Below are 21,628 nucleotides of genomic sequence, written 5' to 3'. Positions count from 1 at the left end.
CGTGCAGGTATATCGTAGGAACAGGCTTTAGCCGTGATGATGATTATGTTTGGCTGTTAAGGTTCTGTTTGAATACCTATGCGAAATCTATCGGCGCTAAAGCGCTCTCCTACGTGCAGGTATATCGTAGGAACAGGCTTTAGCCGTGAAAATAGTTATGTTTGACTGTGATGATTCTGTTTGACCGTTAATATTCTGCTTGAACATCGTGCGAAACCCTATCGGCGCTAAAGCGCTCTCCTACGTGCAGGTATATCGTAGGAACAGGTTTTAGCCGTGAAAATAGTTATGTTTGACTGTGATGATTCTGTTTGAATACTTGTGCGAAATCCATCGGCGCTAAAGCGCTCTCCTACGTGTAGATATATCGTAGGAACAGGCTTCAGCCGTGATGATGGTTATTTTTGGCTGTGATGATTTTGTTTGAATACAGTGCGAAACCCATCGGCGCTAAAGCGCTCTCCTACGTGCGGGTATATCGTAGGAACAGGCTTTAGCCGTGATGATGGTTATTTTTGGCCGTTAATATTCTGCTTGAACATCGTGCGAAACCCATCGGCGCTAAAGCGCTCTCCTACGTGCAGGTATATCGTAGGAACAGGCTTTAGCCGTGATGATGATTATGTTTGGCTGTTAAGGTTCTGTTTGAATATCTGTGCGAAATCTATCGGCGCTAAAGCGCTCTCCTACGTGCGAGTATATCGTAGGAACAGGTTTTAGCCGTGATGATGGTTATTTTTGGCTGTGATGGATTCGGTTTGATCGTTAATATTCTGCTGAACATCGCATGAAACCTATCGGCGCTAAAGCGCTCTCCTACGTGTAGATATATCGTAGGAATAGGCTTTAGCCGTGATAATGGTTATGTTTGGCTGTTATGGATTCGGTTTGAATACCTGTGCGAAATCCATCGGCGCTAAAGCGCTCTCCTACGTGCAAATATATTGTTGAAACAGGCTTCAGCCGTGATAATGGTTATGTTTAGCTGTTATGGATTCGGTTTGAATACCTGTGCGAAACCTATCGGCGCTAAAGCGCTCTCCTACGTGCGGGCATTATGTTTATCTCTTTTATTTTGTGCTGATATATTTTAATCTCGCTGTACATTGTTTAAACATATAAGGATATATTATGAATATTACACACCATGGAGCGGTGAATGGGGTGACAGGCTCTTGTCATCAACTCGACTATACAAGTACTGAATCGGTGCTGATTGATTGTGGTATTTTTCAAGGTGAAGACGCGGGGCCAGATTTAGCAATCGATTTTGATATTTCTACCGTTACGGCATTAATCGTGACTCATTGCCATATTGATCATGTTGGCCGTATTCCTTATTTGTTTGCTGCTGGTTTTAGTGGACCCATTTTTACCTCAAAGGCATCAGCAAGCTTGTTGCCCTTGGTGATTGAAGATGCACTTAAAGTGGGTGTAACGCGAGATCAAAAAATCATAGATGCCTGCTTAAGTTTACTTGAAAAACGTATTGTCGCTGTTGAATTTAATCGGTGGTTTGAGTTACCTGGCAGTAATGAGTTACCCCTTACAAAGGCTCGGTTTCAGCGTGCTGGGCATATTCTTGGTTCAGCTTATGTTGAAGTCGATGTAGGGGTAAAACCTAATCTTCAGCGTGTGGTGTTTTCTGGTGATTTAGGCGCGCCTTATACGCCGCTGTTACCAAGCCCCAAAGCGCCTTATAAGGCTGATGTGCTCGTGATTGAATCAACCTACGGCGATAAAAACCATCAAGGGCGAAAAGAGCGAACATCAACGCTTAAAAAAGTGATTGAAAAAGCGGTTGCAGACAGCGGCGTTGTATTAGTGCCTGCTTTTAGCATTGGGCGTACGCAGGAGTTACTCTACGAGTTAGAGCAAATTATTCACAACGCCCGTAAAAACCCATCTTGGCAAAGTATTAATGTGATTGTTGATTCACCTATGGCGGCTAATTTTACGAGTAAATATCGAGAGTTTAAAAGTCTATGGGATGATGAGGCTAAAAAGCGTTTAGCGAACGGCCGTCACCCGTTAGATTTTCGACAATTACATACTGTTGATAGCCATAAAGAGCATCTTGCAGTGATTGAGTATTTAAGTAAGCGAGATGAAGCTGCAATTGTTATTGCCGCGAGTGGCATGTGCACAGGTGGCCGAATTGTGAATTACCTGAGCCGATTTTTGTCAGATAAAACAACGGATATAATTTTTGTTGGTTACCAAGGCCGTGGAACGCTTGGCCGAGACATTCAAACATATGGCCCACGTGGCGGTTATGTGCATATTAACGACAGTAAAGTGACTATACGCGCTAAAATTCATACAATTAGTGGTTACAGCGCTCACGCAGATCAAAAAGGCTTAGTTAAGTTTGTAACAGGAATGCGCAAAAAGCCTGCTTTGATTAAAATTGTGCACGGCGATGAGCAAGCAAAGCAAGCATTAGCGCAAAAGTACAAGGCTATTTTAGGTAATGCGACAAGCGTTGAAATTGCAAAATAGTTGTTATTTAGATAACTATATTTGGGTATAGAGACAAGTGTTAAAACTGATACACTTAGGTCGTTAAGAATCGAGAATAATAAAAATGGTTGAAAATGAATATTAAAAAACATGATTTGAGTTTAGTTATATTGGCGGGCGGCTTAGGCAGTCGCTTTGGTGGCAACAAGCAAATTGCTGAAATATCAGGATTAGGCTGTACCATCATGGAGTTAAGTATTGCAGATGCATATGCTGCAGGTGTGACTCAAGTGGTTATTATAATCAACCAGGCTGTTCGCAGTGAAATAGAGCAGGTTATTTTACCGCGTCTGCCTTTAGATCTTGACGTGGTGTTGGTTGAACAGCGAATTGATTTAGTACCAGTGCAATTTAAAGCACTGGTTGATGAACGTGTAAAGCCTTGGGGCACGGGTCATGCTTTATTGTGCGCAAAACAGCATGTACATAATCCTTTTATTGTGATTACCGCTGATGATTATTATGGAACTTCGTCATTTAATTTATTGGCTGAACATTTTAAATTACACTCAGATTGGGCGATGGTTGGTTACCCAATTATCAATACTTTATCTGATCAAGGAGGCGTTAATCGAGGTGTTTGCAAGATCCAAAATAACCAGCTTATAAATGTTATTGAGTTTTTAAACATAAGCATAGAAAACAACTCCCTTATGGGTGAAAACCCACAGCAACAGCGGGTTCACATTGCTGATGATGCGCTAGGTTCAATGAGTTTTTGGGGGTTAACGCCTTCATTTTTCAATAGATTAGAAACCGGTTTTGATAACTTCCTGCAAAAATATGACAACGGTGTCAAGATGGAGTATTATTTGCCTGATCAAATTCAACAAACGATCACAAACAATCAACAAAGTGTCACCGTTTATACTGCGCAAGAGTCCTGGTATGGAGTGACCTATAAATCTGAATTACAGGATGTTGCGAGTAAATTATATGAATTACGTCATGGATGAAATAGCACCGATCTTGCCTTTTTCTGGGCACAAAAATAGCGAAGTAAGTATGAAGTCAAATCCCACTGCGGTTTACTTGTCTGAGAATTTTGGTCTAGGCAATGAACGTGTCAGCATGAAGCCGATTGGAAGTGGCCATATTAACAGCACTATGCTGTTAAGCGTGCCTAGCAAGTCGTTAGTAGTCCAAAAACTCAATACCGACGTTTTTCCTGAACCAGATATGCTGGTTAAAAACGCACGTTTAATTGAATCCCATTTAACGCAAAAGCATCAAGTAGGCGAATATAATTTAGATATTATTCGTCATGTTGCGACGGTTGGCGATGATTATTTAGTTGAGTGTGAACAAGGTTTGTGGCGTGCGCTCGAATTTATTGGCGGCAGTTATAGTGAAGATGTAGTGGCAAATACTTCACAAGCAGAAACTGCGGCCAATGCATTTGGCCAGTTTGCTGTTGCGTTAGAAGATTTTGATGCGAAGCAGTTACACCATGTTATTCCTGATTTTCATAATTTAGCAATGCGCGCTGAAAAATTAACAGACGTTATCAAAGCAGACCCTGAAAACCGTTTAGCAAGTTGCCAAGCGGAGGTTGATTTTTGCTTATCTCAATTTGGTTTAATTGATGAATTAAAGGCATTGAAAGGGGTTGTACCAATTCGCCCTTGTCATAACGATACTAAAATTAACAACATGTTGTTTTGTAATAAATCACATGGTGCAAAAGCCGTTATTGATTTAGACACCTGCATGCCAGGTTATTGGCTTTATGATTTTGGTGATATGGTGCGAACTTTTTGTTCTCCAGAACAAGAAGATTCAACAAACTTAGCAAACGTGCGTGTGCGTGAAGACATTTTTGAAGCGGTTGTTAAGGGATATGTGGAACCTTTAAAAGACCTAATCACTGAACAAGAAAAGCAAAGTTTTTGGTTAGGCACAAAGGTAATGACGTTTATGATTGGTTTACGTTTTTTAACTGATTACATTGATGGTGATCATTATTTCTCGATCAAGCATGCGAATCATAACCTTGAACGTGCGCAAAATCAGTTTGCGTTATATCGTGATATTCTAGCTAAAAAAAGCACGCTTAAAGCTATGTTAAGTGATGTTTAACTAGTTTTCATTGAATCACAACAGATAACCCTTAAGAGCCGCATTTGCTCTTAAGGGGTTGTATTTTGATAAACCCTATCGGCGCTAAAGCGCTCTCCTACGTGTAGATATATCGTAGGAACAGGCTTCAGCCGTGATTGCACTCTCTATTTTGATTTAATCTTATATTGTGTGATTTCCCCCATCGGCGCTAAAGCGCTCTCCTACGTGTAGGTATATCGTAGGAACAGGCTTTAGCCGTGATGATGGTTATTTTTGGCTGTTATGGATTCGGTTTGAATACCGTGCGAAATCCCATCGGCGCTAAAGCGCTCTCCTACGTGCAAATATATTGTTGAAACAGGCTTGAGCCGTGATGATGGTTATTTTTGGCTGTGATGATTCTGTTTAAATACCTGTGCAAAACCCATCTGCGCTAAAGCGCTCTCCTACGTGCGGGTATATTGTTGAAACAGACTTCAGCCGTGATAATGGTTATGTTTGGCTGTTATGGATTCGGTTTGAATACCGTGCGAAATCCTATCGGCGCTAAAGCGCTCTCCTACGTATAGGTATATCGTAGGAACAGGCTTCAGCCGTGGTAATGGTTATGTTTGGCTGTTATGAATTCGGTTTGAATACCTGTGCAAAACCCATCGGCGCTAAAGCGCTCTTCTACATTAATCTCCTTTTTCTGCTATCTATCCCTATCAGCTTTACCTATTAACCTGTTTTAGGTAAGTTAAAAACAGGTTAATTCAAGGATAATAATAATGAAGCAGTTTAATCGTCGAGACTTTTTAAAAGCGGCTAGTGCAGCGGCTGCAGCAAGTGTTGTGGCAGGGTGTGCAAGTGGTGTTAATGGCGGAGCAGTTACGCCAGCACAACAAGGGCGTTCAGTTATTGGTTTAATTGCACCAAAAATGGATGTTGTACGGGTGGGCTTTATAGGTGTAGGCCAGCGTGGTTATGGTCATGTAAAACGCATGAGTCATATTGCGGGTACTAAGATAACAGCCATTTGCGATACGCATACAGAAGCACTCGAACGTTCAGCAAAATTCTTAACAGATAAAGGCCTTCCAAAGCCTGCGCTATATTCAGGAGCTGATAACGCCTATCAAGAAATGCTTAATCGCGATGATATTGATATTGTTATTATTTCAACCCCCTGGGCATGGCATGCTCCGATGGCGATTGATACCATGAATAGCGGTAAGCACGCATTTGTTGAAGTACCACTGGCATTAACAGTTGAAGAAATGTGGCAAATTGTCGATACCGCAGAGCGCACCCAAAAGAACTGTATGATGATGGAAAACGTCAACTACGGCCGCGATGAGTTAATGGTATTGAATATGGTTCGCCAAGGTGTATTTGGCGAGTTATTGCATGGTGAAGCGGCGTATATTCATGAGCTACGTTGGCAGATGAAAGAGCTTGAGCATAAAACGGGCTCCTGGCGTACTGCGTGGCATGCTCAGCGTGATGGTAACTTATACCCAACACATGGCTTAGGGCCGGTATCACAGTATATGAATATTAACCGTGGCGATCGTTTTGATTTTTTAACGTCGATGAGTTCACCCGCTTTAGGCCGCAGTGCTTACGCTAAAAAAGAGTTTCCTGCAGATCATCAACGCAATCAACTTAACTACATCGCTGGTGACATGAACACCACGCTTATCAAAACAATCAAAGGGCGCAGTATTATGGTCCAGCACGATACGACTACACCAAGGCCTTATTCTCGTCATAATTTAATTCAAGGCACTAATGGTGTATTTGCTGGTTTTCCAAATCGTATCGCGCTTGAAGAAGGCGGCTCTAAGAGTTTTCATGAGTGGGATTATGAAATGGAAGATTGGTATAAAAAATATGATCATCCGTTATGGACTAAAATGGGTGAAGAAGCGCAGCGTAATGGCGGGCATGGCGGCATGGACTTTTTAATGTTTTGGCGCATGATTTATTGTTTACGCAATGGCGAAGCTTTAGATCAAGATGTATACGATGGCGCAGCATGGTCGGTTATATCGCCGTTATCGGCGCAGTCAGTCAGCAACCGAAGTGCATCAATTGATATCCCTGATTTCACTCGGGGTGCTTGGAAAAATGCCCAACCATTAGGTATTGTTAGCTAGGCTAGGGCGTCAGCGCTTTAGTGTACAAATAAAAAAGCCTATTAATACGTTGTATTAATAGGCTTTTTTAATATCAATAATATTTAATATTATGACATTATTGTTTCTTTTAAATACTGAAAAAGCTCTTTATAGCCTCGTGCTGGCTTTTCTGCTTTAGCTTCTTTGGCAGCATTACGCACTAATTGACGCATTTTTTGACGCTCTAGTGCAGGGTAATCTTCAATTGTTTGATTAATTAAATCATCACCTTGTGCTATTAAGTCACTACGTAATTGCTCAATTTTTTTAATCATAACTTCAGCCTGATTATTTTTATTAAGCATGATGTCGATAATCGCTTTTATGTCTTCGATGTTTTCAACAGTACGTAATGTTTTTGCTATGTAGTTTAGGTGGCGACGGTATGCATCGCTCTTGTTGCTGATTTTATCAGCAACAACCATTGCAGCTTTTAAATCGTCATTTAAGGGTAAGCGTTCGCGTTGCTTTTTCCCCATTTTGGCAATTTCGGAACCTAACTGATGAAACTCTTGCGCTTCGCGTTTGAGTTCACTTTTTGATACATAGATAATTTCTTCTTCAATTTCAGCAGGCTTGCCTTTTTTCTTCGCCATGGGGTGCTCATATAATAACGTTAACTGTCGGCATTATACGCGATTCTTTTAATGATTAATATTAGCTGATGCAATGCGATGAGTGTGTTAGCATTTAAGTATATTGTAAGCGTTACAAGCTCAGGACCTAAAATATGAAAAGCCAACAGCAAGATCCTATTTACACTCAGATTTCTCAAGTCAAAGATGCCGTGGCAGAAGTGCTAGAGCATGCAAAAAAACTTGGTGCAACTGGAGCCGAAGCGGCAATGTCGAGCACATCGGGTTTATCGGTAAGCACACGTATGGGTGAGGTCGAAACGATTGAGTTTAACCAAGACGGTGGATTGGGGATCAGCGTTTATGTTGGCAATCATAAAGGGTCTGCATCAACGGCTGATTTAAATCCTAAAACGTTACGTACCGTCGTCGAAAAAGCAATTGATATTGCAAAGTTCACATCTGATGACCCGCATAATGGTGTTGCCGATAAGGAATTACTTGAATTTGCTCCACTTGATTTAGATTTATACCACCCATGGGATGTGAGCCCTGAAGAGGGTATCGAGTTATGTCATGCGGCAGAACAAGCTGCACTCAATGCTGATGAGCGCATTGTGAATTCTGACGGCGCTAGTTTTTCATCACATCAAGGCTTACGAGTATATGGTAATAGCCATGGCTTAATCACTGGTTACCCGCGCACACGTCATAGCATTAGCACTATGGTGATAGGTAAAGATGGCGAACAAATGCAGCGTGATTCTGCGTACACTGTAGCACGTGACCAAGCAGGGTTAAATGATGCGGCTTCAGTTGGTCTGGAAGCTGCCACTGAAACGTTAGCAAAACTTAATAGCCAAAAGTTAGGCACCATGAAAGTCCCGGTTGTTTTTAGAGCTGATATTGCCAACTCATTGTTTGGGCATTTAGTGTCGGCTATTGGCGGTGGTGCACTATATCGTAAATCGAGTTTTTTATTAGACAGCTTAGGTAAACAAGTATTTAGCAATTGCGTTAATATTTCAGAACGTCCGCATATTTTAAAAGGCTTAGCGTCATCTCCTTTTGATAGTGAAGGTGTAAAAACAATTGATCGTGAGATCATTCAAGGTGGCCAGTTACAAACTTATTTATTAGCGAGCTACGCTGCACGTAAGATGAATATGACACCAACAGGCCATGCTGGTGGCATTCATAATTGGTTGGTTGAGCAAACTCATGCTGATTTAGCTGCATTATTAAAAACAATGGGCACAGGCTTATTGGTTACAGAGCTAATGGGCCAAGGAGTTAACACAGTAACGGGTGATTACTCTCGTGGCGCAGCGGGTTTCTGGGTTGAAAATGGTGAAATTCAATATCCAGTGAGTGAAATTACCATTGCCGGTAAGTTACAAGATATGTTTAAGGCAATTAGTGGAATTGGTGGCGATATAGAGCGTCGTGGTGGTATTCAAACAGGCTCGGTATTGATTGAACAAATGCAGGTTGCGGGAAGTTAGGTTAAAGCTTGAAGTTGTAAGCCGTCAGCCGTCAGCCGTCAGCCGTCAGTCATAAGCATAACATTGCGCGGGGTAAACTCCCGCCTACAGGTATGATTGACTCAGATATTTGGGTTTGTTGTAGGCGGGGCTTTACGCCGCGCAAATCGGTTATCTTTTTATTATCCAATTTTAAATAAAAACACTTTACCTCAACTATTGTTGAGGTTTTATTGTGACTTAAATTATTTTAAATAAAGGGTATTTATTATGTATTTAGAGCACGTAAATTTGGTGGTGAGTAATGTTGATGAGATGCTACATTTTTATAAGGCCGCTTTTCCACATTGGTCAATCAGAAGCGAAGGGCGAGGTGATTGGCATGGAAAACCACGTAAATGGTTGCACTTTGGAGATGATCGCCAGTATCTAGCACTTAGCGATAATGGTGAGCAACCTAATCGTAATCTAACAGGACACCAAGTTGGCCTTGCGCATTTTGCTTATGTGACTAGTAATATAGCTGCGGTTATTTCGCGTTTAGAAAATGCGGGTTATAGCATTGCTAAACCAGGTGCAGATAATCCATTCAGGAAAAATGTGTACTTTATTGATCCTGCTGGTTTTGAAGTAGAGTTTGTTGAGTATTTAAGTGATATTCCCTGTGAGCGAAATAACGATTTATGATTTGGGACAAAATTCAAACCGAATCATCACAGCCAAACACGACTATTATCACGGCTAAAGCCTGTTCCTACGATATACCCGCACGTAGGAGCGCGCTTTAGCGCCGATAGGTTTCATGCGGTATTCAAGCAGAATATTAACGGTCAAACATAACCATTATCACGGCTAAAGCCTGTTCCTACGATATACCTGCACGTAGGAGAGCGCTTTAGCGCCGATAGATTTCGCACAGGTATTCAAACAGAACCTTAACAGCCAAACATAATCATCATCACGGCTGAAGCCTGTTCCTACGATATAGCTACACGTAGGACAGCGCTTTAGCGCCGATGGGTTTCACGCTATTCAAATAAAATATTAACAGCCAAACGAATCATCATAGGCAAACACAGCTATTACCACGGCTGAAGCCTGTTCCTACGATATACCTGCACGTAGGACAGCGCTTTAGCGCCGATGGGTTTGACGCTATTCAAACAAAATATTAACAGCCAAACCGAATCATCACAGCCAAACACAACTATTATCACAGACTGAAGCCTGTTCCTGCGATATACCTGCACGTAGGAGCGCGCTTTAGCGCCGATGGGTTTCACGCTATTCAAATAAAATATTAACAGCCAAACCGAATCATCACAGCCAAACACGACTATTATCACGGCTAAAGCTGTTCCTACGATATACCCGCACGTAGGAGCGCGCTTTAGCGCCGATGGGTTTGACGCTATTCAAACAAAATATTAACAGCCAAACCGAATCATCACAGCCAAACACAGCTATTATCACGGCTAAAGCCTATTCCTACGATATACCTGCACGTAGGAGCGCGCTTTAGCGCCGATGGGTTTCACGCTATTCAAACAAAATATTAACAGCCAAACCGAATCATCACAGCCAAACACGACTATTATCACGGCTGAAGCCTGTTCCTACGATATATCTACACGTAGGAGAGCGCTTTAGCGCCGATAGGTTTCATGCGGTATTCAAGCAGAATATTAACGGTCAAACATAACCATTATCACGGCTAAAGCCTATTCCTACGATATACCTGCACGTAGGAGCGCGCTTTAGCGCCGATGGGTTTCACGCTATTCAAATAAAATATTAACAGCCAAACACAACTATTATCACGGCTGAAGCCTGTTCCTACGATATTCCTGCACGTAGGAGATCGCTTCAATACTTATCTTTTCCTTGCCAGCTTGTTTTTAGGCTGTTGGCAAAGCTGACAAACTTTTCTTTTATTGTGCGTTTAATTTTTATTTCAACTGAGCCAAGCACCACTTTGCCTTCAATGGTAATTGTTGGCCCTTGATGTTTATTGAGCGACACCGATTTATTTTCGACACTACCAACAACACTGAATATTTTAGAAACCACGTTAACGTGCTCAGGTACATAAATTTCGTCACTGCCTAATAAGCAATTTACATGGATAGTAATGTGTTGGTGCTGAAAAATAGCATCTGTAAAATCTAATTCTATTGAACCAAGTAGGTTAGTAAGATGGATCACCTTTGGCACAACCCACTGGCCACTGCGTTCGTTTGACCCAAGAATACTACGTAGGTGCAGTCCTTCATCACTAGTGTTGTTACTGTAGTTAGGAGAAAACTGGGCACGTTTTTCAGATTGATAGCTACTGTCGGCTTTTAATTCTAAGTCACTCACCAGATCGATTAGAGTTTGGTTGTTTGTGGCTTCCATTGCTTGGTCCAATCGACGCTCAAAGGCTTCTGCAGAAATAACCGCGTGGCTGTAGTTATAGATTAATTGATCAATAACTTGTTCACGCACTTGTTCAATTGGGCGATCTTCTAATTTTACAGTCATGAGTTTTCCTTTGAGTGACTTTGTTGTTTTGTAATGGCTCTTTTGTAAAGCAAAGCTTAGGCCATTTTTTTAGTTGTTAAAAATCAGCTGTTTATTTATTTCAAAGATACTTTACCTTTTAAAATTAATGAAATATTAACGAACAACACTATTAATTGGTTTATTTAACAACCATGAGAACAAATTACTTAATAGCCTGTAAATTATTACCACACGTTGAAAGAGAGATAAACTAGGTTTGATTTAAGTTGTTGATATTAAAGGTTTAAAAAGTTGGCCTGATGTTCGCATTACTCTAATTGTCTTAAATCAAAAGGAAAAAGATTATGAAAACATTTAACAAATCTATTATTGCCGCTTTAGTTCTTGGTACAACTGCTATGAGTGCTCAAGCAAGTAGCTGGGAAAATGAAAGTAAAGATGCTTGGATTGATGGAAAGGCGGAAACAGTTCTTTTAATGAACACTAACCTAAACAATTTTGACATTAACACAGATGTAAAAAATGGCAAGGTTGTACTGACAGGTAAAGTTGAAAGCGAGCTTGATAAAGAGTTAGCTGAAGAACTAGTACTAAGTCTTGATGGTGTACTGGGCGTAAATAATGAGCTTACCGTTGTAAAAAATGCTGAAATCAAGCACAACGATAACGATAGCGTTGAAAGTGACTTAACTGACGCAAAGATTAGTACTGTTATTACTACACGTTATTTATTCAACTCAGAAGTTGGCGGTACAGATATTGATGTAGATACTGACAAAGGTGTTGTGACACTCAATGGTACAGTAGACTCTGATGCTGAAAAGCAACTTGCGGTTAAAATTGCTAAAAATGCTGAAGATGTACGTGATGTAGTTGATAATTTAACTATTATCGCAGAGTGATTTTAGTTAGAAACGCCCAGCTAGGCTGGGCTTTCTACTCTTATAACAAGGAGTGTAAACAATGGATTTAATACGTATTTTATTATCGGTTTTAATTCCGCCTTTAGGTGTGTTTTTACAAGTTGGCCTAGGTGCACAATTTTGGATTAATATTTTATTAACGCTATTAGGTTATTTTCCAGGCCTAATACATGCAATATACATTATTGCGAAACGTTAAATTTATTAGTTAGCGACAAGGAATGAACAGCAAGGACGGTAGCATATTCAAACCATTTCAAAATATGAATTTCTGTATCTTGAGGTTGTTTGGGTATATAAAGCGTAGCAGGAGATCTTTATGGAAAAGGTAGCGCAACACAATCAGGAAGAAAAAACACGCCCCCCAAAAGCGTTATGGACAGCGCAACAGTGGAAGCGAGTTATTGATATGACCCAAGGAATGAACAAATAATCAAGTTGATTAGTTAAGGATAATAAAAACTACAAGGATTGGCTCAGGAGTTAAAAGGATATTTATATTTATACGGACATTTTTGGAACTGCCTATTTAAGGTATGTGTTTGCACAAGGATCAAAAAGGATTTTAGCTAGGATGGTTACATTCAAATTATAAGTGCATGCTATTTACTAATAGAGAGCATGCACTTATGACCCACCAGAATTCTTCAGTATTAACTTACGTCCCAAATTTTAAGAAAATCCGCGCAAGGTAAATCCTGCCTGAGGCCGTGGTTAAATCATAGCAGTTTAAATTTGTGTAGGCGGGGCTTTATGCCGCGCGAATTTTTTGGAAAAGATATTTGGTTCTAGGAAAGTAATAAATTCTAAGTAAGTAATAAACTAGGCGGGATATATGCTTTTTCTGTGTTGTTTCAGGCAGTGTGCGAGGTAAACTCCCGCCTACGGCCATGGTTAAAATCATAGCAGTTTAAATTTGTGTAGGCGGGGCTTTATGCCGCGCGAATTTTTTTAAAAGATATTTGGTTCCAGGAAAGTAATAGATTCTAGGTAAGTAATAAACTAGGCAGGATATATGCTTTTTCTGTGTTGTTTCAGGCAGTGCGCGAGGTAAACTCCCGCCTACGGCGTGGTTAAAATCACTGTTTAAATTTGTGTAGGTACGCTCTTAGACGAGCAGCCAGGTTGCGGTTCCTAAGAATGCGAATATGCCGACAATGTCTGTAACGGTTGTCAGTACTACGCTACCAGCAAGGGCGGGATCTATTTTCATTCTTTTCAAGATCAGTGGGATACTTGCACCAGCGATGCCCGCAGCAACTAGATTCATAAACATTGCAAATGCGAGTACGCCACCAAGTTTAAAGTCCCACTGCCAAATTGCGACTACACCTGCTATCAGAATTGACCAAACAATACCGTTAATCGCGCCAATAGCGAGTTCTTTCATAAGTAAGAAACGTTGGTTAGTTTGGTTTATATGACCAACGGCAATACCACGTATTACAAGTGTTAATGTTTGGCTACCCGCAACGCCACCCATTGAAGGCACTATGCCATTCAATACAGCAAGGATAGGTAGGATTGCTAAGGTGTTTTCAAAAAAGCTGGCAACAATAGCTGCCATAAGTGCTGTTAATAAGTTAACTCCCAGCCAAATAGAGCGTTTTTTAGAGCTTTTTAATACGGGAGCAAAGGTGTCTTCTTCATCATCAAGACCCGCCAAGCTTAACAGGCTATGCTCGGCGTCTTCTCGGATAACGTCAACGATATCATCGATTGTAATACGACCAAGTAGATGGTCGTTATCATCAACAACAGGTGCTGATATCCAGTTATGGCGCTCAAATAGTTGGGCTACTTCCGTTTCATCCATTGAAATAGGAATGGACTCACAATCTTCATCCATAAAATCACGAATGATCTTATCCGGCGAATTAGTCAATAATGTGGTTAGTGACATGGCACCTATAAAGCAGTTGTTTTTATCAACGACATAAAGGTCATCGGTGCCCTCTGGTAGTTCACCTCTTAAGCGTAAATAACGAAGTACCACGTCGATAGTGACATCTGGACGAATGGTCACGGTATCTGTATTCATCAGCGCACCAGCAGAGCGCTCTTGATATGAAAGAGCTTGCGTTGCGCGTTCTCTGTCTTGGCTATCCATTGCGCTAACAACGTCTTGATAAACTGTGTCAGGCAGGCTTCTTAGCACTTCACCTAAATCATCATGCCCCATGTCTTCAGTGGCCGCAGCAATATGCTCCGGTTCCATTTGGGCGATAATACCTAAACGAACATCTTCTGAGAGTTCTTCGAGTACGTCACCTTGAACATCAGGGTCAACTAGTTGCCATAGTTGGGTACGAGTTTTATGGGGGGATGACTCAAGCAGTAATGCGGTGTCACATGGGGCTGTTTTTGCCAACATACGCCTAACTTGAACAAACTGACCACTGTTAAGTGACTTAGTCACTTGTTTTAGTTGTTGTAGTGGGTAATCTTGTTCAAAAGCTTCAGGCATTGGCGTCCTTAAATAATTAATACACTTTTAGGGTAGGGTAGACTTCGATAATTAAGCAGGCTGATTGTTATAACCAACATGCTTATTCAGTTTATCGCAATTTGTAAAGCGATACTACGAGCTATTCTTGCTCGTTAAATTTCTGTGCAATAAGTTGTCCTATTGCCGCTAGTGCGGGTTCTGCATCGGGGCCTTCGCACACTACTTTTACTTCTTTTCCTTGGCTACTTTCAAGTAACATTAAGCCTAATACGCTATCTCCAGCGGCTTCTTTGTTATCTTGATGAAGCGTAATACTGGCATCGAACTGCACGGCTAGTTGCGCTAATACACTGGCTGCACGGGCGTGTAAACCAAGCTTATTTTCTATTAAAAATGTATCTTCTAAACGCATTGGTTTCTCTTTGTTTATTCTTGTTCGCGATGGCGAATCTTCACATTACTATGGCTCATTGCAAAGCTTTCGCCAATGGTTTGTGCTAAATACACTGAACGATGTTGTCCACCGGTACAGCCGATTGCAATTGTTAAGTAGCTACGATTATTGCGTTCAAGGTGTGGTAACCATGTTTGCATAAAAGTTTGAATTTGCCATGTGAATTTTTGCACTATGCTGTGACTCGCTAAATAATCTTTTACCGGTTGATCAAGCCCTGTTAGTGGCTTTAATTCAGGTTCCCAGTGTGGGTTTGGTAAAAAGCGCGCATCAAATACATAATCAGCTCCCTTAGGAATGCCATGCTTAAAACCAAATGACTCAAATGTAATGATCAGTTTTTTATCTTTTTTTCCTAAGATTTTTTCGCGAATTGATTCAGCCAGCTGGTGGACACTTAAATCGGTTGTATCAAGAATAAAGTCGGCGCGGGTAATGAGTACATCTAATAGCACTTTTTCTTGTTTAATGGCTAAATCAAGTGGCAATGAATCTAAAGAAAGTGGGTGTAAACGGCGTGTTTCAGAAAAGCGCTTAATGAGCGTTTGGTCGTCACTGTCTAGATAAAATAGAGTTGGGTTTGCAAACCCCGGAAGATACTCAAGGATATCATTAAACTCTTGCTGTTCTTTGGGTAAGTTACGCACATCAATACTGACGGCAATCTTATCGTAGTTATCAGATACACTACGCACTAACGACGGTAATAAGTTTACAGGGATATTATCAACACAATAATAGCCAAGGTCTTCTAATACACGCAAAGCGACAGATTTACCTGACCCTGAGCGCCCACTGATGATAATTAATTCCATGTAAACTCTCCTTCTTTTAACTACGACTGTTCAACAATTACTTGATATAGATCTTGGTCTGTTTTTGCGCTACGTATTTGTTTACAAAACTCTTTGTCGTTGAGTTTATCAGCAATTGTAGCCAACGTCTTTAAATGAAGTTCACTGTCACCGTCAGGTACGATGAGTGCAACAAAAATATCGACGGGGCGATTATCAATGGCATCAAAATTGATTGGTTGTTCGCTTACTAAAATTAAAGCGAGTGGTTCTTGTGCGCCACTCATGCGACCATGCGGGATCGCGATACCACGGCCAATACCTGTACTACCTAATTTTTCTCTATTTAATAGAGCACTCAATATGTCTTGTTGTGATAAGTGAGGAAGCCGTTCATGAGCCAATTGGCTGATAAATTCGAGGATACGTTTTTTGCTATTAAAAAGGACCGCAGCTTTACTGCAGTCCTGACAAGTAAGTGAACTTAGTTTCATAGTGTTAGTGTCGAGCGTGCTTCTCTTTGTGTTTGATAACTTGACGGTCGAGTTTATCGATGAGCCCGTCAATCGCGGCATACATGTCCTGGTGCTGCGTTGAGGCAAATAGCTCTGCGCCACTGACATGTAATGTTGCTTCTGCTTTTTGGTTGAGCTTTTCTACGTCAAGAATAACATGGACATTGTTGATGTGATCAAAATGCCTCTCAAGCTTCGCAAACTTATTGTTTACATAGTCTCTTAATGAATCAGTAATTTCTACGTGACGACCAGTTAAATTTAGTTGCATAAGCATTTTCCTTCTTGTGGTTTTACGCCTTAAATCAAGCTTTTACGTTGATTTGACGGTGGAATAGCTAGCGATTCACGGTACTTTGCTATTGTTCGTCTAGCTACTTTGATACCTTGCTCTGCCAATATATCTGCAATTTTACTATCACTCAATGGTTTAGCTGAGTTTTCTGCTGCAATCAATTTTTTTATGAGTGCACGAATTGCTGTCGATGAGCATTCTCCGCCATTTTCGGTACTGACATGGCTTGAGAAAAAATACTTTAACTCAAAAATACCACGTGGTGTATGCATGTACTTCTGGGTTGTTACCCGGGAGATTGTTGATTCATGCATTTCAACCATTTCAGCAACATCGTTTAATACCATAGGTCGCATAGCCTCGGGGCCATGCTCAAAAAAACCTTGCTGCTGTTTAACAATGCAGTTAGTTACTTTGAGTAATGTGTCATTACGACTTTCTAGGCTTTTTATAAACCATTTAGCTTCTTGTAAATGAGAGCGAATAAATTGGCTGTCAGTGCTCGATTTTACTGAGCGCGACATCGCCGCATATTGGCTGTTAACTCTAATTTTTGGCATGCTATCTGGGTTGAGCTCTACCACCCAGCGGCCTTTAATTTTTTTCACTGACACGTCGGGAATAACGTACTCTGACTCTTCTCGAACTATGGTATCCGCAGGCTTTGGATTAAGGCTGTGGATGAGTGTCATTACTTCTTTTAGTTCATCTTCCTTTAGCTTAGTCTTTTTCATCAAAGTACGATAGTCGCGACTAGCTAATAAATCGATATGATCAGTTAAAATCATTTTTGTTTCGGCAATCCAAGGCGTTGCAGGATCAAATTGATTTAGCTGAATACATAAACATTCAGGTAGGCTGCGTGCAGCAATACCGACCGGATCAAATAACTGAATACGCTTTAATACCGCTTGAACTTCATCAAGTTCAATTTCTTCTTCGTTATTACCTTTGTTTAGGCTTTCAGCAATGTCTTCACAGCTTAGTGTAAGAATACCTGAGTCATCAACCGCTTCGACAATGGCTATCGCGATAGCTTCGTCAGTCGGACTAAAATGAGTCAGCTGTAGTTGCCACATAAGGTGATCGTGGAGGGTTTCAGATGAAGCGCCTTGATAAATAGATTCATCTTCAGGCATTGGCCCTGATGAAGAGCTTGGTGCGGCGCTCATGTATTCATCCCATGTAACATCCATCGCCATTTCGTCGCTTACGGTATCTTTTGCTAGCGCTTCACTGCTTTCTTGTTCGTATTCACTTGGCGTGTCATCAGCTGAGGCACTGACAGTTTGATCATCAGTATCTTGTTTTTGTTCGTTCTTACCACCTGATTCATCACCAAAGTCATTTTCATCGACCTCAAGTAATGGATTGCTATCTAGTGCTTCTTGGATCTCTTGTTGAAGATCTAATGTGCTCAACTGTAACAAACGAATAGCTTGTTGTAGCTGTGGTGTCATTGTAAGTTGCTGGCCCATGCGCAGCTGGAGTGATTGCCTCATGTATCTCTAACAATCCTTTTATTGTTGTCATAATTAAGTCTAGCAGAACCTTAGCCGGGCGTGGCTTTATAGCCTAAATTGCTCACCCAAATAAACGTCGCGGACTGTTTGGTCGGCAAGTACATGCTCAGGAGTGCCTGATGCAATTAACTCCCCATGAGAAACTATGTAGGCTTTTTCACAAACATCAAGGGTTTCTCGTACATTGTGGTCGGTAATAAGTACGCCTATCCCACGGTTTTTAAGATGTTCAATAATCTTCTTTATATCTAACACCGAAATAGGATCAACGCCAGCAAAAGGCTCATCTAACAGAATAAATTTAGGGTTTGCGGCTAAAGCGCGAGCAATTTCAACGCGACGGCGTTCACCACCAGATAATGCCATACCTTGACTATCGCGGATGTGCTGAATGCTAAATTCATCAAGTAAGCCATCAAGCGCTTCTTCACGAGCTTGTTTATTTAGCTCTTTACGGGTTTCGAGTATCGCCATCAGGTTTTGGTAAACGGTCAGTTTGCGAAATATCGAAGATTCTTGCGGTAAATAGCCAATCCCTAAACGTGCACGGCTGTGCATTGGCAATAAGGTGATGTCGTTATCATCTATGCTTATTTTACCTTTGTCGCTTGGCACTAATCCTACAATCATGTAAAAAGTGGTGGTTTTGCCTGCGCCATTAGGGCCAAGTAAGCCAACAATGCTACCAGCGCTGACTTCTAAGCCTACATTTTTTACGACTTGGCGGCCTTTATAACTTTTTGCTAAAAACTCAGCTTTTAATGTGCTCATGGCTGACCTTTTTCGTTATCTTTTTTAGTGTTTACTGGGACTAATATTGTATGCACTCGTTCGTCTGAATTTTCATCTTTTTCAGCGCTAATTAATTGTTGGTCCATGTCGTATGTAATACTTTTGGCATTAATCTTTTGACCTGCTTGAGTGACTTGGGCGTTACCGATTAAAGTTAAATAGCGTTTATCAACATCGTAACGAACCTCATTGGCGCTGGCGCTCATAATTGTGCCATCTGTTTGTTTTTCTTCAAAGTATGCAGGGCTTCCAGTGGCAACAAGCAGCTGCTTATTATCACCTAAATCTTCACGTTTGTGCACTTCTAGGTGATCAGCTGTGATACGACGATTACCATGGATTATCTCTACGTTTTTTTCAAAAATACCGACATTTTTTTTCAGCTGTGCAAGCTGTTTATCAGCGCTTATCGATACTTGGTCTGCAAGTGGAAGAGTACCTTCAGCAAAGCTTGAAAGGGCAATGAACAAGCTAGGTATTACAAGTAAGTGAGCAAATTTATTGGTCATAATATATGGTTCGCGTATGGTTAATAAGTTCTACCACTTCGGCTTTTAAGTCGGCTCTAAGGCCGCGTCCGGTGGTCTTTAAATTTGGTCCGATTAATTCAACAGGCTGTTCTGAACTCATGGTTTGTTGTTCAATATCAACCAAGATATTATCGGCATTAATATGCTTAATCATTGCGTTGTTTGTGAGATTTTTAGCAACAACATTGCCTTCTAAAATCAACTGGTTATTTTCATATAATGTGGCTTCTTGCGCATTGATTTGCCACGTTTGCTGTTGATTATATAAAGTAAAAATAGGCTTTTCAAAGTAAGTAAATCCTAACTGCTGATAAAGTTCCATTTTTGCTGCGGTTACTTTGTGGCTAATTTTACCTTGCTCATCAAATGCGGTTTGCTTTAATTCGACCGCGGTATAATCAGGTTTTGCTATCACATCTTCTTGATTTTTTACCGTGGTCGTTGTTTGGCTAAAGTACGGGAGCCACAACCACGCCATAAAACCTATAAATAATACGCTTAATATTAAACGCGCACTATTCATGAGCTAGTCCCTTCACTGGTCAATGATTTTCCATTAACTAGCATTAATAAGTCGGTTAGCTCGCGTACTGCACCAAAGCCACCGGGTAGCATTGTTGTGTAATGTGATAGTCGCTTAATTAGCGGGTGTGCGTCATTTACAGCAACTGCAAAGCCAACCAGTTCCATGACCGGTAAATCAGGACCGTCATCGCCGATATAGGCAATTTGTTCGTCACTTAACTGGAGTTTATCTTTTAGCTCTTGATAAGCGTGCAACTTGTTTTCTTGGCCTTGGTAGATATGCGGTACAGTTAGGCTAGTCATTCGTTGCTGAACTATCTGTGAATGGCGGCCTGTGATCACGGCTACTTCAAAACCACTATTGATAAGCGCTTTGATACCAAAACCGTCTTTAGTATTGAAGGCTTTTAGTTCTTCACCTTGGTTACCAAGATAAATACGGCCATCAGAGAATACCCCGTCAATATCACAAATAAGTAATTTAACTTTTTTGGCGCGGGTTTGCGCATCGTCTGAAAGTGGTTGGTATAAGTCTGCAAATTGCATTATAAAACTCCTGCTTTTAGCAAATCTTGCATGTTAAGTGCGCCAATAGGGTGGTGATTTTCATCAATGACAATTAAGCCATTAATGCGTTTATTCTCCATGATATTAAGCGCTTCGGCTGCTAGCATATCGGCTGTAGCTGTTGTGCAAGAACGGGTCATTACGTGACTAATTAAAGTACTGTGAATATCAATTCGTTGCTCTAAAATTCGGCGCAAATCACCATCTGTGAACAAGCCAGCAAGTTGACCCGAATTATCAACTATAGCGGTCATGCCCAAGCCTTTAGCCGACATTTCAATTAACGCGTCTTTAATACATTGCGTGTCTTTGATGATAGGCGTTGTATTGCCAGTATGCATAATATCTTTTAAGCACAGCAATAAGCGTTTGCCTAAACTTCCACCAGGGTGTGATAGTGCAAAGTCGTCAGCAGTAAAACCTCGCGTTTCCAGTAGGGCAACTGCCATTGCATCCCCCATAGCAAGCGTGGCTGTTGTGCTTGCTGTTGGGGCAAGGCCAAGCGGGCATGCTTCTTGGCTTACTTTAACGCATACGTGAACATCAGCCCATGTAGCCATTGATGAGTCAGGATTGCCGGTCATTGCGATCATTTTTGCACCAAGGCGCTTTATGACCGGGATAATGTTTAATACTTCACTGGTTTCACCTGAATTAGAGATAAGAATAACCACATCATCACGTGTGATCATACCTAAATCGCCGTGGCTTGCCTCTCCTGGATGTACAAAAAAAGCAGGGGTACCTGTGCTGGCTAACGTTGCCGCTATTTTATTACCAATATGGCCAGATTTACCCATGCCTACGACAATAATCCGACCGCTGCATTGATACATTAGTTGGCAGGCTTGATTAAAATTATGATCAAGGTATTGAGCAATATCAGCAAGGGCTTGGCGTTCTATTTCAAGGACTCGTTTACCTTGTTCAATAAAATTTAACTGCGTCATT

21 protein-coding genes are annotated in these 21,628 nt (G+C 41.1%); 8 read left to right on the top strand and 13 right to left on the bottom strand.

What is annotated here, in order from left to right; genetic code table 11:
• The first annotated feature begins 1,131 nt into the window (after positions 1–1,131).
• The 4 genes from ADS77_RS02305 (at position 1,132) to ADS77_RS02290 (ending at position 6,725) form a co-directional block, all read left to right on the top strand.
• Positions 1,132–2,502: an MBL fold metallo-hydrolase RNA specificity domain-containing protein gene (locus ADS77_RS02305; RefSeq protein ID WP_054204425.1), complete on the top strand. Its 1,371-nt coding sequence runs from the start codon at positions 1,132–1,134 to the stop codon at positions 2,500–2,502.
• A 95-nt stretch (positions 2,503–2,597) separates the two neighbouring features.
• Entirely contained in the window at positions 2,598–3,479 is an 882-nt protein-coding gene (locus ADS77_RS02300) for an NDP-sugar synthase (protein WP_054452740.1), read from the top strand.
• Positions 3,480–3,528: 49 nt separating this feature from the next.
• Entirely contained in the window at positions 3,529–4,602 is a 1,074-nt protein-coding gene (locus ADS77_RS02295) for a phosphotransferase enzyme family protein (protein ID WP_054452932.1), read from the top strand.
• Positions 4,603–5,354: 752 nt separating this feature from the next.
• Complete coding sequence (locus ADS77_RS02290) at positions 5,355–6,725, top strand: Gfo/Idh/MocA family protein (protein WP_054452737.1); 1,371 nt, start codon at positions 5,355–5,357, stop codon at positions 6,723–6,725.
• A gap of 89 nt (positions 6,726–6,814) precedes the next feature.
• Here the strand turns inward: ADS77_RS02290 and yjgA are convergent, their stop codons facing one another.
• Positions 6,815–7,342: a ribosome biogenesis factor YjgA gene (gene yjgA / locus ADS77_RS02285; protein WP_054204422.1), complete on the bottom strand. Its 528-nt coding sequence runs from the start codon at positions 7,340–7,342 to the stop codon at positions 6,815–6,817.
• A 134-nt stretch (positions 7,343–7,476) separates the two neighbouring features.
• On the opposite strand from yjgA, the gene pmbA reads away from it, so the two are divergent.
• The gene (pmbA, locus tag ADS77_RS02280; RefSeq protein WP_054204421.1) at positions 7,477–8,826 is read left to right on the top strand and encodes a metalloprotease PmbA; all 1,350 of its coding nucleotides are present in this window, start codon (positions 7,477–7,479) and stop codon (positions 8,824–8,826) included.
• Between the two features lie 249 nt (positions 8,827–9,075).
• A complete protein-coding gene (locus tag ADS77_RS02275) occupies positions 9,076–9,492 on the top strand; it encodes a VOC family protein (RefSeq protein ID WP_054452734.1) in 417 nt (138 codons plus the stop codon).
• A 1,179-nt stretch (positions 9,493–10,671) separates the two neighbouring features.
• Here the strand turns inward: ADS77_RS02275 and ADS77_RS02270 are convergent.
• Entirely contained in the window at positions 10,672–11,328 is a 657-nt protein-coding gene (locus tag ADS77_RS02270; RefSeq protein WP_054204419.1) for a LiaF domain-containing protein, read from the bottom strand.
• A 326-nt stretch (positions 11,329–11,654) separates the two neighbouring features.
• Here ADS77_RS02270 and ADS77_RS02265 point away from each other — a divergent pair, with 326 nt between their 5' ends.
• Together ADS77_RS02265 and ADS77_RS21485 are read left to right on the top strand one after the other, a co-directional pair.
• Positions 11,655–12,212: a BON domain-containing protein gene (locus ADS77_RS02265; protein WP_054204418.1), complete on the top strand. Its 558-nt coding sequence runs from the start codon at positions 11,655–11,657 to the stop codon at positions 12,210–12,212.
• Positions 12,213–12,273: 61 nt separating this feature from the next.
• Positions 12,274–12,432, top strand: a complete 159-nt coding sequence (locus ADS77_RS21485) for a YqaE/Pmp3 family membrane protein (RefSeq protein ID WP_064485887.1) — start codon at positions 12,274–12,276, stop codon at positions 12,430–12,432.
• A 909-nt stretch (positions 12,433–13,341) separates the two neighbouring features.
• Here ADS77_RS21485 and mgtE read toward each other — a convergent pair.
• The 11 genes from mgtE to ADS77_RS02210 form a co-directional block, all read right to left on the bottom strand.
• Complete coding sequence (gene mgtE / locus ADS77_RS02260) at positions 13,342–14,700, bottom strand: magnesium transporter (RefSeq protein WP_054204417.1); 1,359 nt, start codon at positions 14,698–14,700, stop codon at positions 13,342–13,344.
• A gap of 121 nt (positions 14,701–14,821) precedes the next feature.
• Entirely contained in the window at positions 14,822–15,094 is a 273-nt protein-coding gene (locus tag ADS77_RS02255) for an HPr family phosphocarrier protein (RefSeq protein WP_054204416.1), read from the bottom strand.
• Positions 15,095–15,108: 14 nt separating this feature from the next.
• Positions 15,109–15,951: an RNase adapter RapZ gene (gene rapZ / locus ADS77_RS02250; protein ID WP_054204415.1), complete on the bottom strand. Its 843-nt coding sequence runs from the start codon at positions 15,949–15,951 to the stop codon at positions 15,109–15,111.
• 20 nt (positions 15,952–15,971) lie between these two features.
• The gene (locus ADS77_RS02245) at positions 15,972–16,424 is read right to left on the bottom strand and encodes a PTS sugar transporter subunit IIA (protein WP_054204414.1); all 453 of its coding nucleotides are present in this window, start codon (positions 16,422–16,424) and stop codon (positions 15,972–15,974) included.
• 4 nt (positions 16,425–16,428) lie between these two features.
• Positions 16,429–16,716, bottom strand: a complete 288-nt coding sequence (hpf, locus tag ADS77_RS02240) for a ribosome hibernation promoting factor (protein WP_054204413.1) — start codon at positions 16,714–16,716, stop codon at positions 16,429–16,431.
• Positions 16,717–16,745: 29 nt separating this feature from the next.
• Positions 16,746–18,242 carry an RNA polymerase factor sigma-54 gene (locus tag ADS77_RS02235; protein ID WP_054204412.1) on the bottom strand — a complete coding sequence of 499 codons (1,497 nt, stop codon included), beginning with the start codon at positions 18,240–18,242 and terminating at the stop codon, positions 16,746–16,748.
• A 66-nt stretch (positions 18,243–18,308) separates the two neighbouring features.
• Positions 18,309–19,034, bottom strand: coding sequence for an LPS export ABC transporter ATP-binding protein (lptB, locus tag ADS77_RS02230; protein WP_054204411.1), 726 nt, complete (start codon positions 19,032–19,034; stop codon positions 18,309–18,311).
• On the bottom strand, positions 19,031–19,564 hold the full coding sequence (gene lptA, locus ADS77_RS02225) for a lipopolysaccharide transport periplasmic protein LptA (RefSeq protein WP_054452733.1): 534 nt from the start codon (positions 19,562–19,564) through the stop codon (positions 19,031–19,033). The genes lptB and lptA overlap by 4 nt, the downstream gene beginning before the upstream one ends.
• Positions 19,554–20,108 (bottom strand): LPS export ABC transporter periplasmic protein LptC, encoded by a 555-nt coding sequence (lptC, locus tag ADS77_RS02220; protein WP_054204409.1) that lies wholly within the window; start codon positions 20,106–20,108, stop codon positions 19,554–19,556. The genes lptA and lptC overlap by 11 nt, the downstream gene beginning before the upstream one ends.
• Complete coding sequence (gene kdsC / locus ADS77_RS02215) at positions 20,105–20,656, bottom strand: 3-deoxy-manno-octulosonate-8-phosphatase KdsC (RefSeq protein ID WP_054452732.1); 552 nt, start codon at positions 20,654–20,656, stop codon at positions 20,105–20,107. Before kdsC ends, lptC begins: the two co-directional genes overlap by 4 nt.
• On the bottom strand, positions 20,656–21,627 hold the full coding sequence (locus ADS77_RS02210) for a KpsF/GutQ family sugar-phosphate isomerase (protein WP_054452731.1): 972 nt from the start codon (positions 21,625–21,627) through the stop codon (positions 20,656–20,658). The genes kdsC and ADS77_RS02210 overlap by 1 nt, the downstream gene beginning before the upstream one ends.
• Position 21,628 lies beyond the last annotated feature (1 nt).

The organism is Pseudoalteromonas porphyrae (assembly GCF_001298125.1).
Taxonomy (GTDB): domain Bacteria; phylum Pseudomonadota; class Gammaproteobacteria; order Enterobacterales; family Alteromonadaceae; genus Pseudoalteromonas; species Pseudoalteromonas neustonica.
The sequence above is the reverse complement of the archived record's forward strand: the minus strand, read 5'-3'. Positions and strand labels throughout refer to the sequence as shown.

Bases quoted from the DNA above. Each gene is read 5' to 3' on its own strand.
- ADS77_RS02275 (WP_054452734.1), top strand. From the start codon at position 9,076: ATGTATTTAGAGCACGTAAATTTGGTGGTGAGTAATGTTGATGAGATG.
- kdsC (WP_054452732.1), bottom strand. From the start codon at position 20,656: ATGCAATTTGCAGACTTATACCAACCACTTTCAGACGATGCGCAAACC.
- ADS77_RS02305 (WP_054204425.1), top strand. From the start codon at position 1,132: ATGAATATTACACACCATGGAGCGGTGAATGGGGTGACAGGCTCTTGT.
- rapZ (WP_054204415.1), bottom strand. From the start codon at position 15,951: ATGGAATTAATTATCATCAGTGGGCGCTCAGGGTCAGGTAAATCTGTC.
- ADS77_RS02265 (WP_054204418.1), top strand. From the start codon at position 11,655: ATGAAAACATTTAACAAATCTATTATTGCCGCTTTAGTTCTTGGTACA.
- ADS77_RS02295 (WP_054452932.1), top strand. From the start codon at position 3,529: ATGAAGTCAAATCCCACTGCGGTTTACTTGTCTGAGAATTTTGGTCTA.
- mgtE (WP_054204417.1), bottom strand. From the start codon at position 14,700: ATGCCTGAAGCTTTTGAACAAGATTACCCACTACAACAACTAAAACAA.
- ADS77_RS02290 (WP_054452737.1), top strand. From the start codon at position 5,355: ATGAAGCAGTTTAATCGTCGAGACTTTTTAAAAGCGGCTAGTGCAGCG.
- ADS77_RS02210 (WP_054452731.1), bottom strand. From the start codon at position 21,627: ATGACGCAGTTAAATTTTATTGAACAAGGTAAACGAGTCCTTGAAATA.
- ADS77_RS02270 (WP_054204419.1), bottom strand. From the start codon at position 11,328: ATGACTGTAAAATTAGAAGATCGCCCAATTGAACAAGTGCGTGAACAA.
- lptB (WP_054204411.1), bottom strand. From the start codon at position 19,034: ATGAGCACATTAAAAGCTGAGTTTTTAGCAAAAAGTTATAAAGGCCGC.
- pmbA (WP_054204421.1), top strand. From the start codon at position 7,477: ATGAAAAGCCAACAGCAAGATCCTATTTACACTCAGATTTCTCAAGTC.
- ADS77_RS21485 (WP_064485887.1), top strand. From the start codon at position 12,274: ATGGATTTAATACGTATTTTATTATCGGTTTTAATTCCGCCTTTAGGT.
- ADS77_RS02245 (WP_054204414.1), bottom strand. From the start codon at position 16,424: ATGAAACTAAGTTCACTTACTTGTCAGGACTGCAGTAAAGCTGCGGTC.
- lptC (WP_054204409.1), bottom strand. From the start codon at position 20,108: ATGAATAGTGCGCGTTTAATATTAAGCGTATTATTTATAGGTTTTATG.
- ADS77_RS02235 (WP_054204412.1), bottom strand. From the start codon at position 18,242: ATGAGGCAATCACTCCAGCTGCGCATGGGCCAGCAACTTACAATGACA.
- ADS77_RS02300 (WP_054452740.1), top strand. From the start codon at position 2,598: ATGAATATTAAAAAACATGATTTGAGTTTAGTTATATTGGCGGGCGGC.
- lptA (WP_054452733.1), bottom strand. From the start codon at position 19,564: ATGACCAATAAATTTGCTCACTTACTTGTAATACCTAGCTTGTTCATT.
- ADS77_RS02255 (WP_054204416.1), bottom strand. From the start codon at position 15,094: ATGCGTTTAGAAGATACATTTTTAATAGAAAATAAGCTTGGTTTACAC.
- hpf (WP_054204413.1), bottom strand. From the start codon at position 16,716: ATGCAACTAAATTTAACTGGTCGTCACGTAGAAATTACTGATTCATTA.
- yjgA (WP_054204422.1), bottom strand. From the start codon at position 7,342: ATGGCGAAGAAAAAAGGCAAGCCTGCTGAAATTGAAGAAGAAATTATC.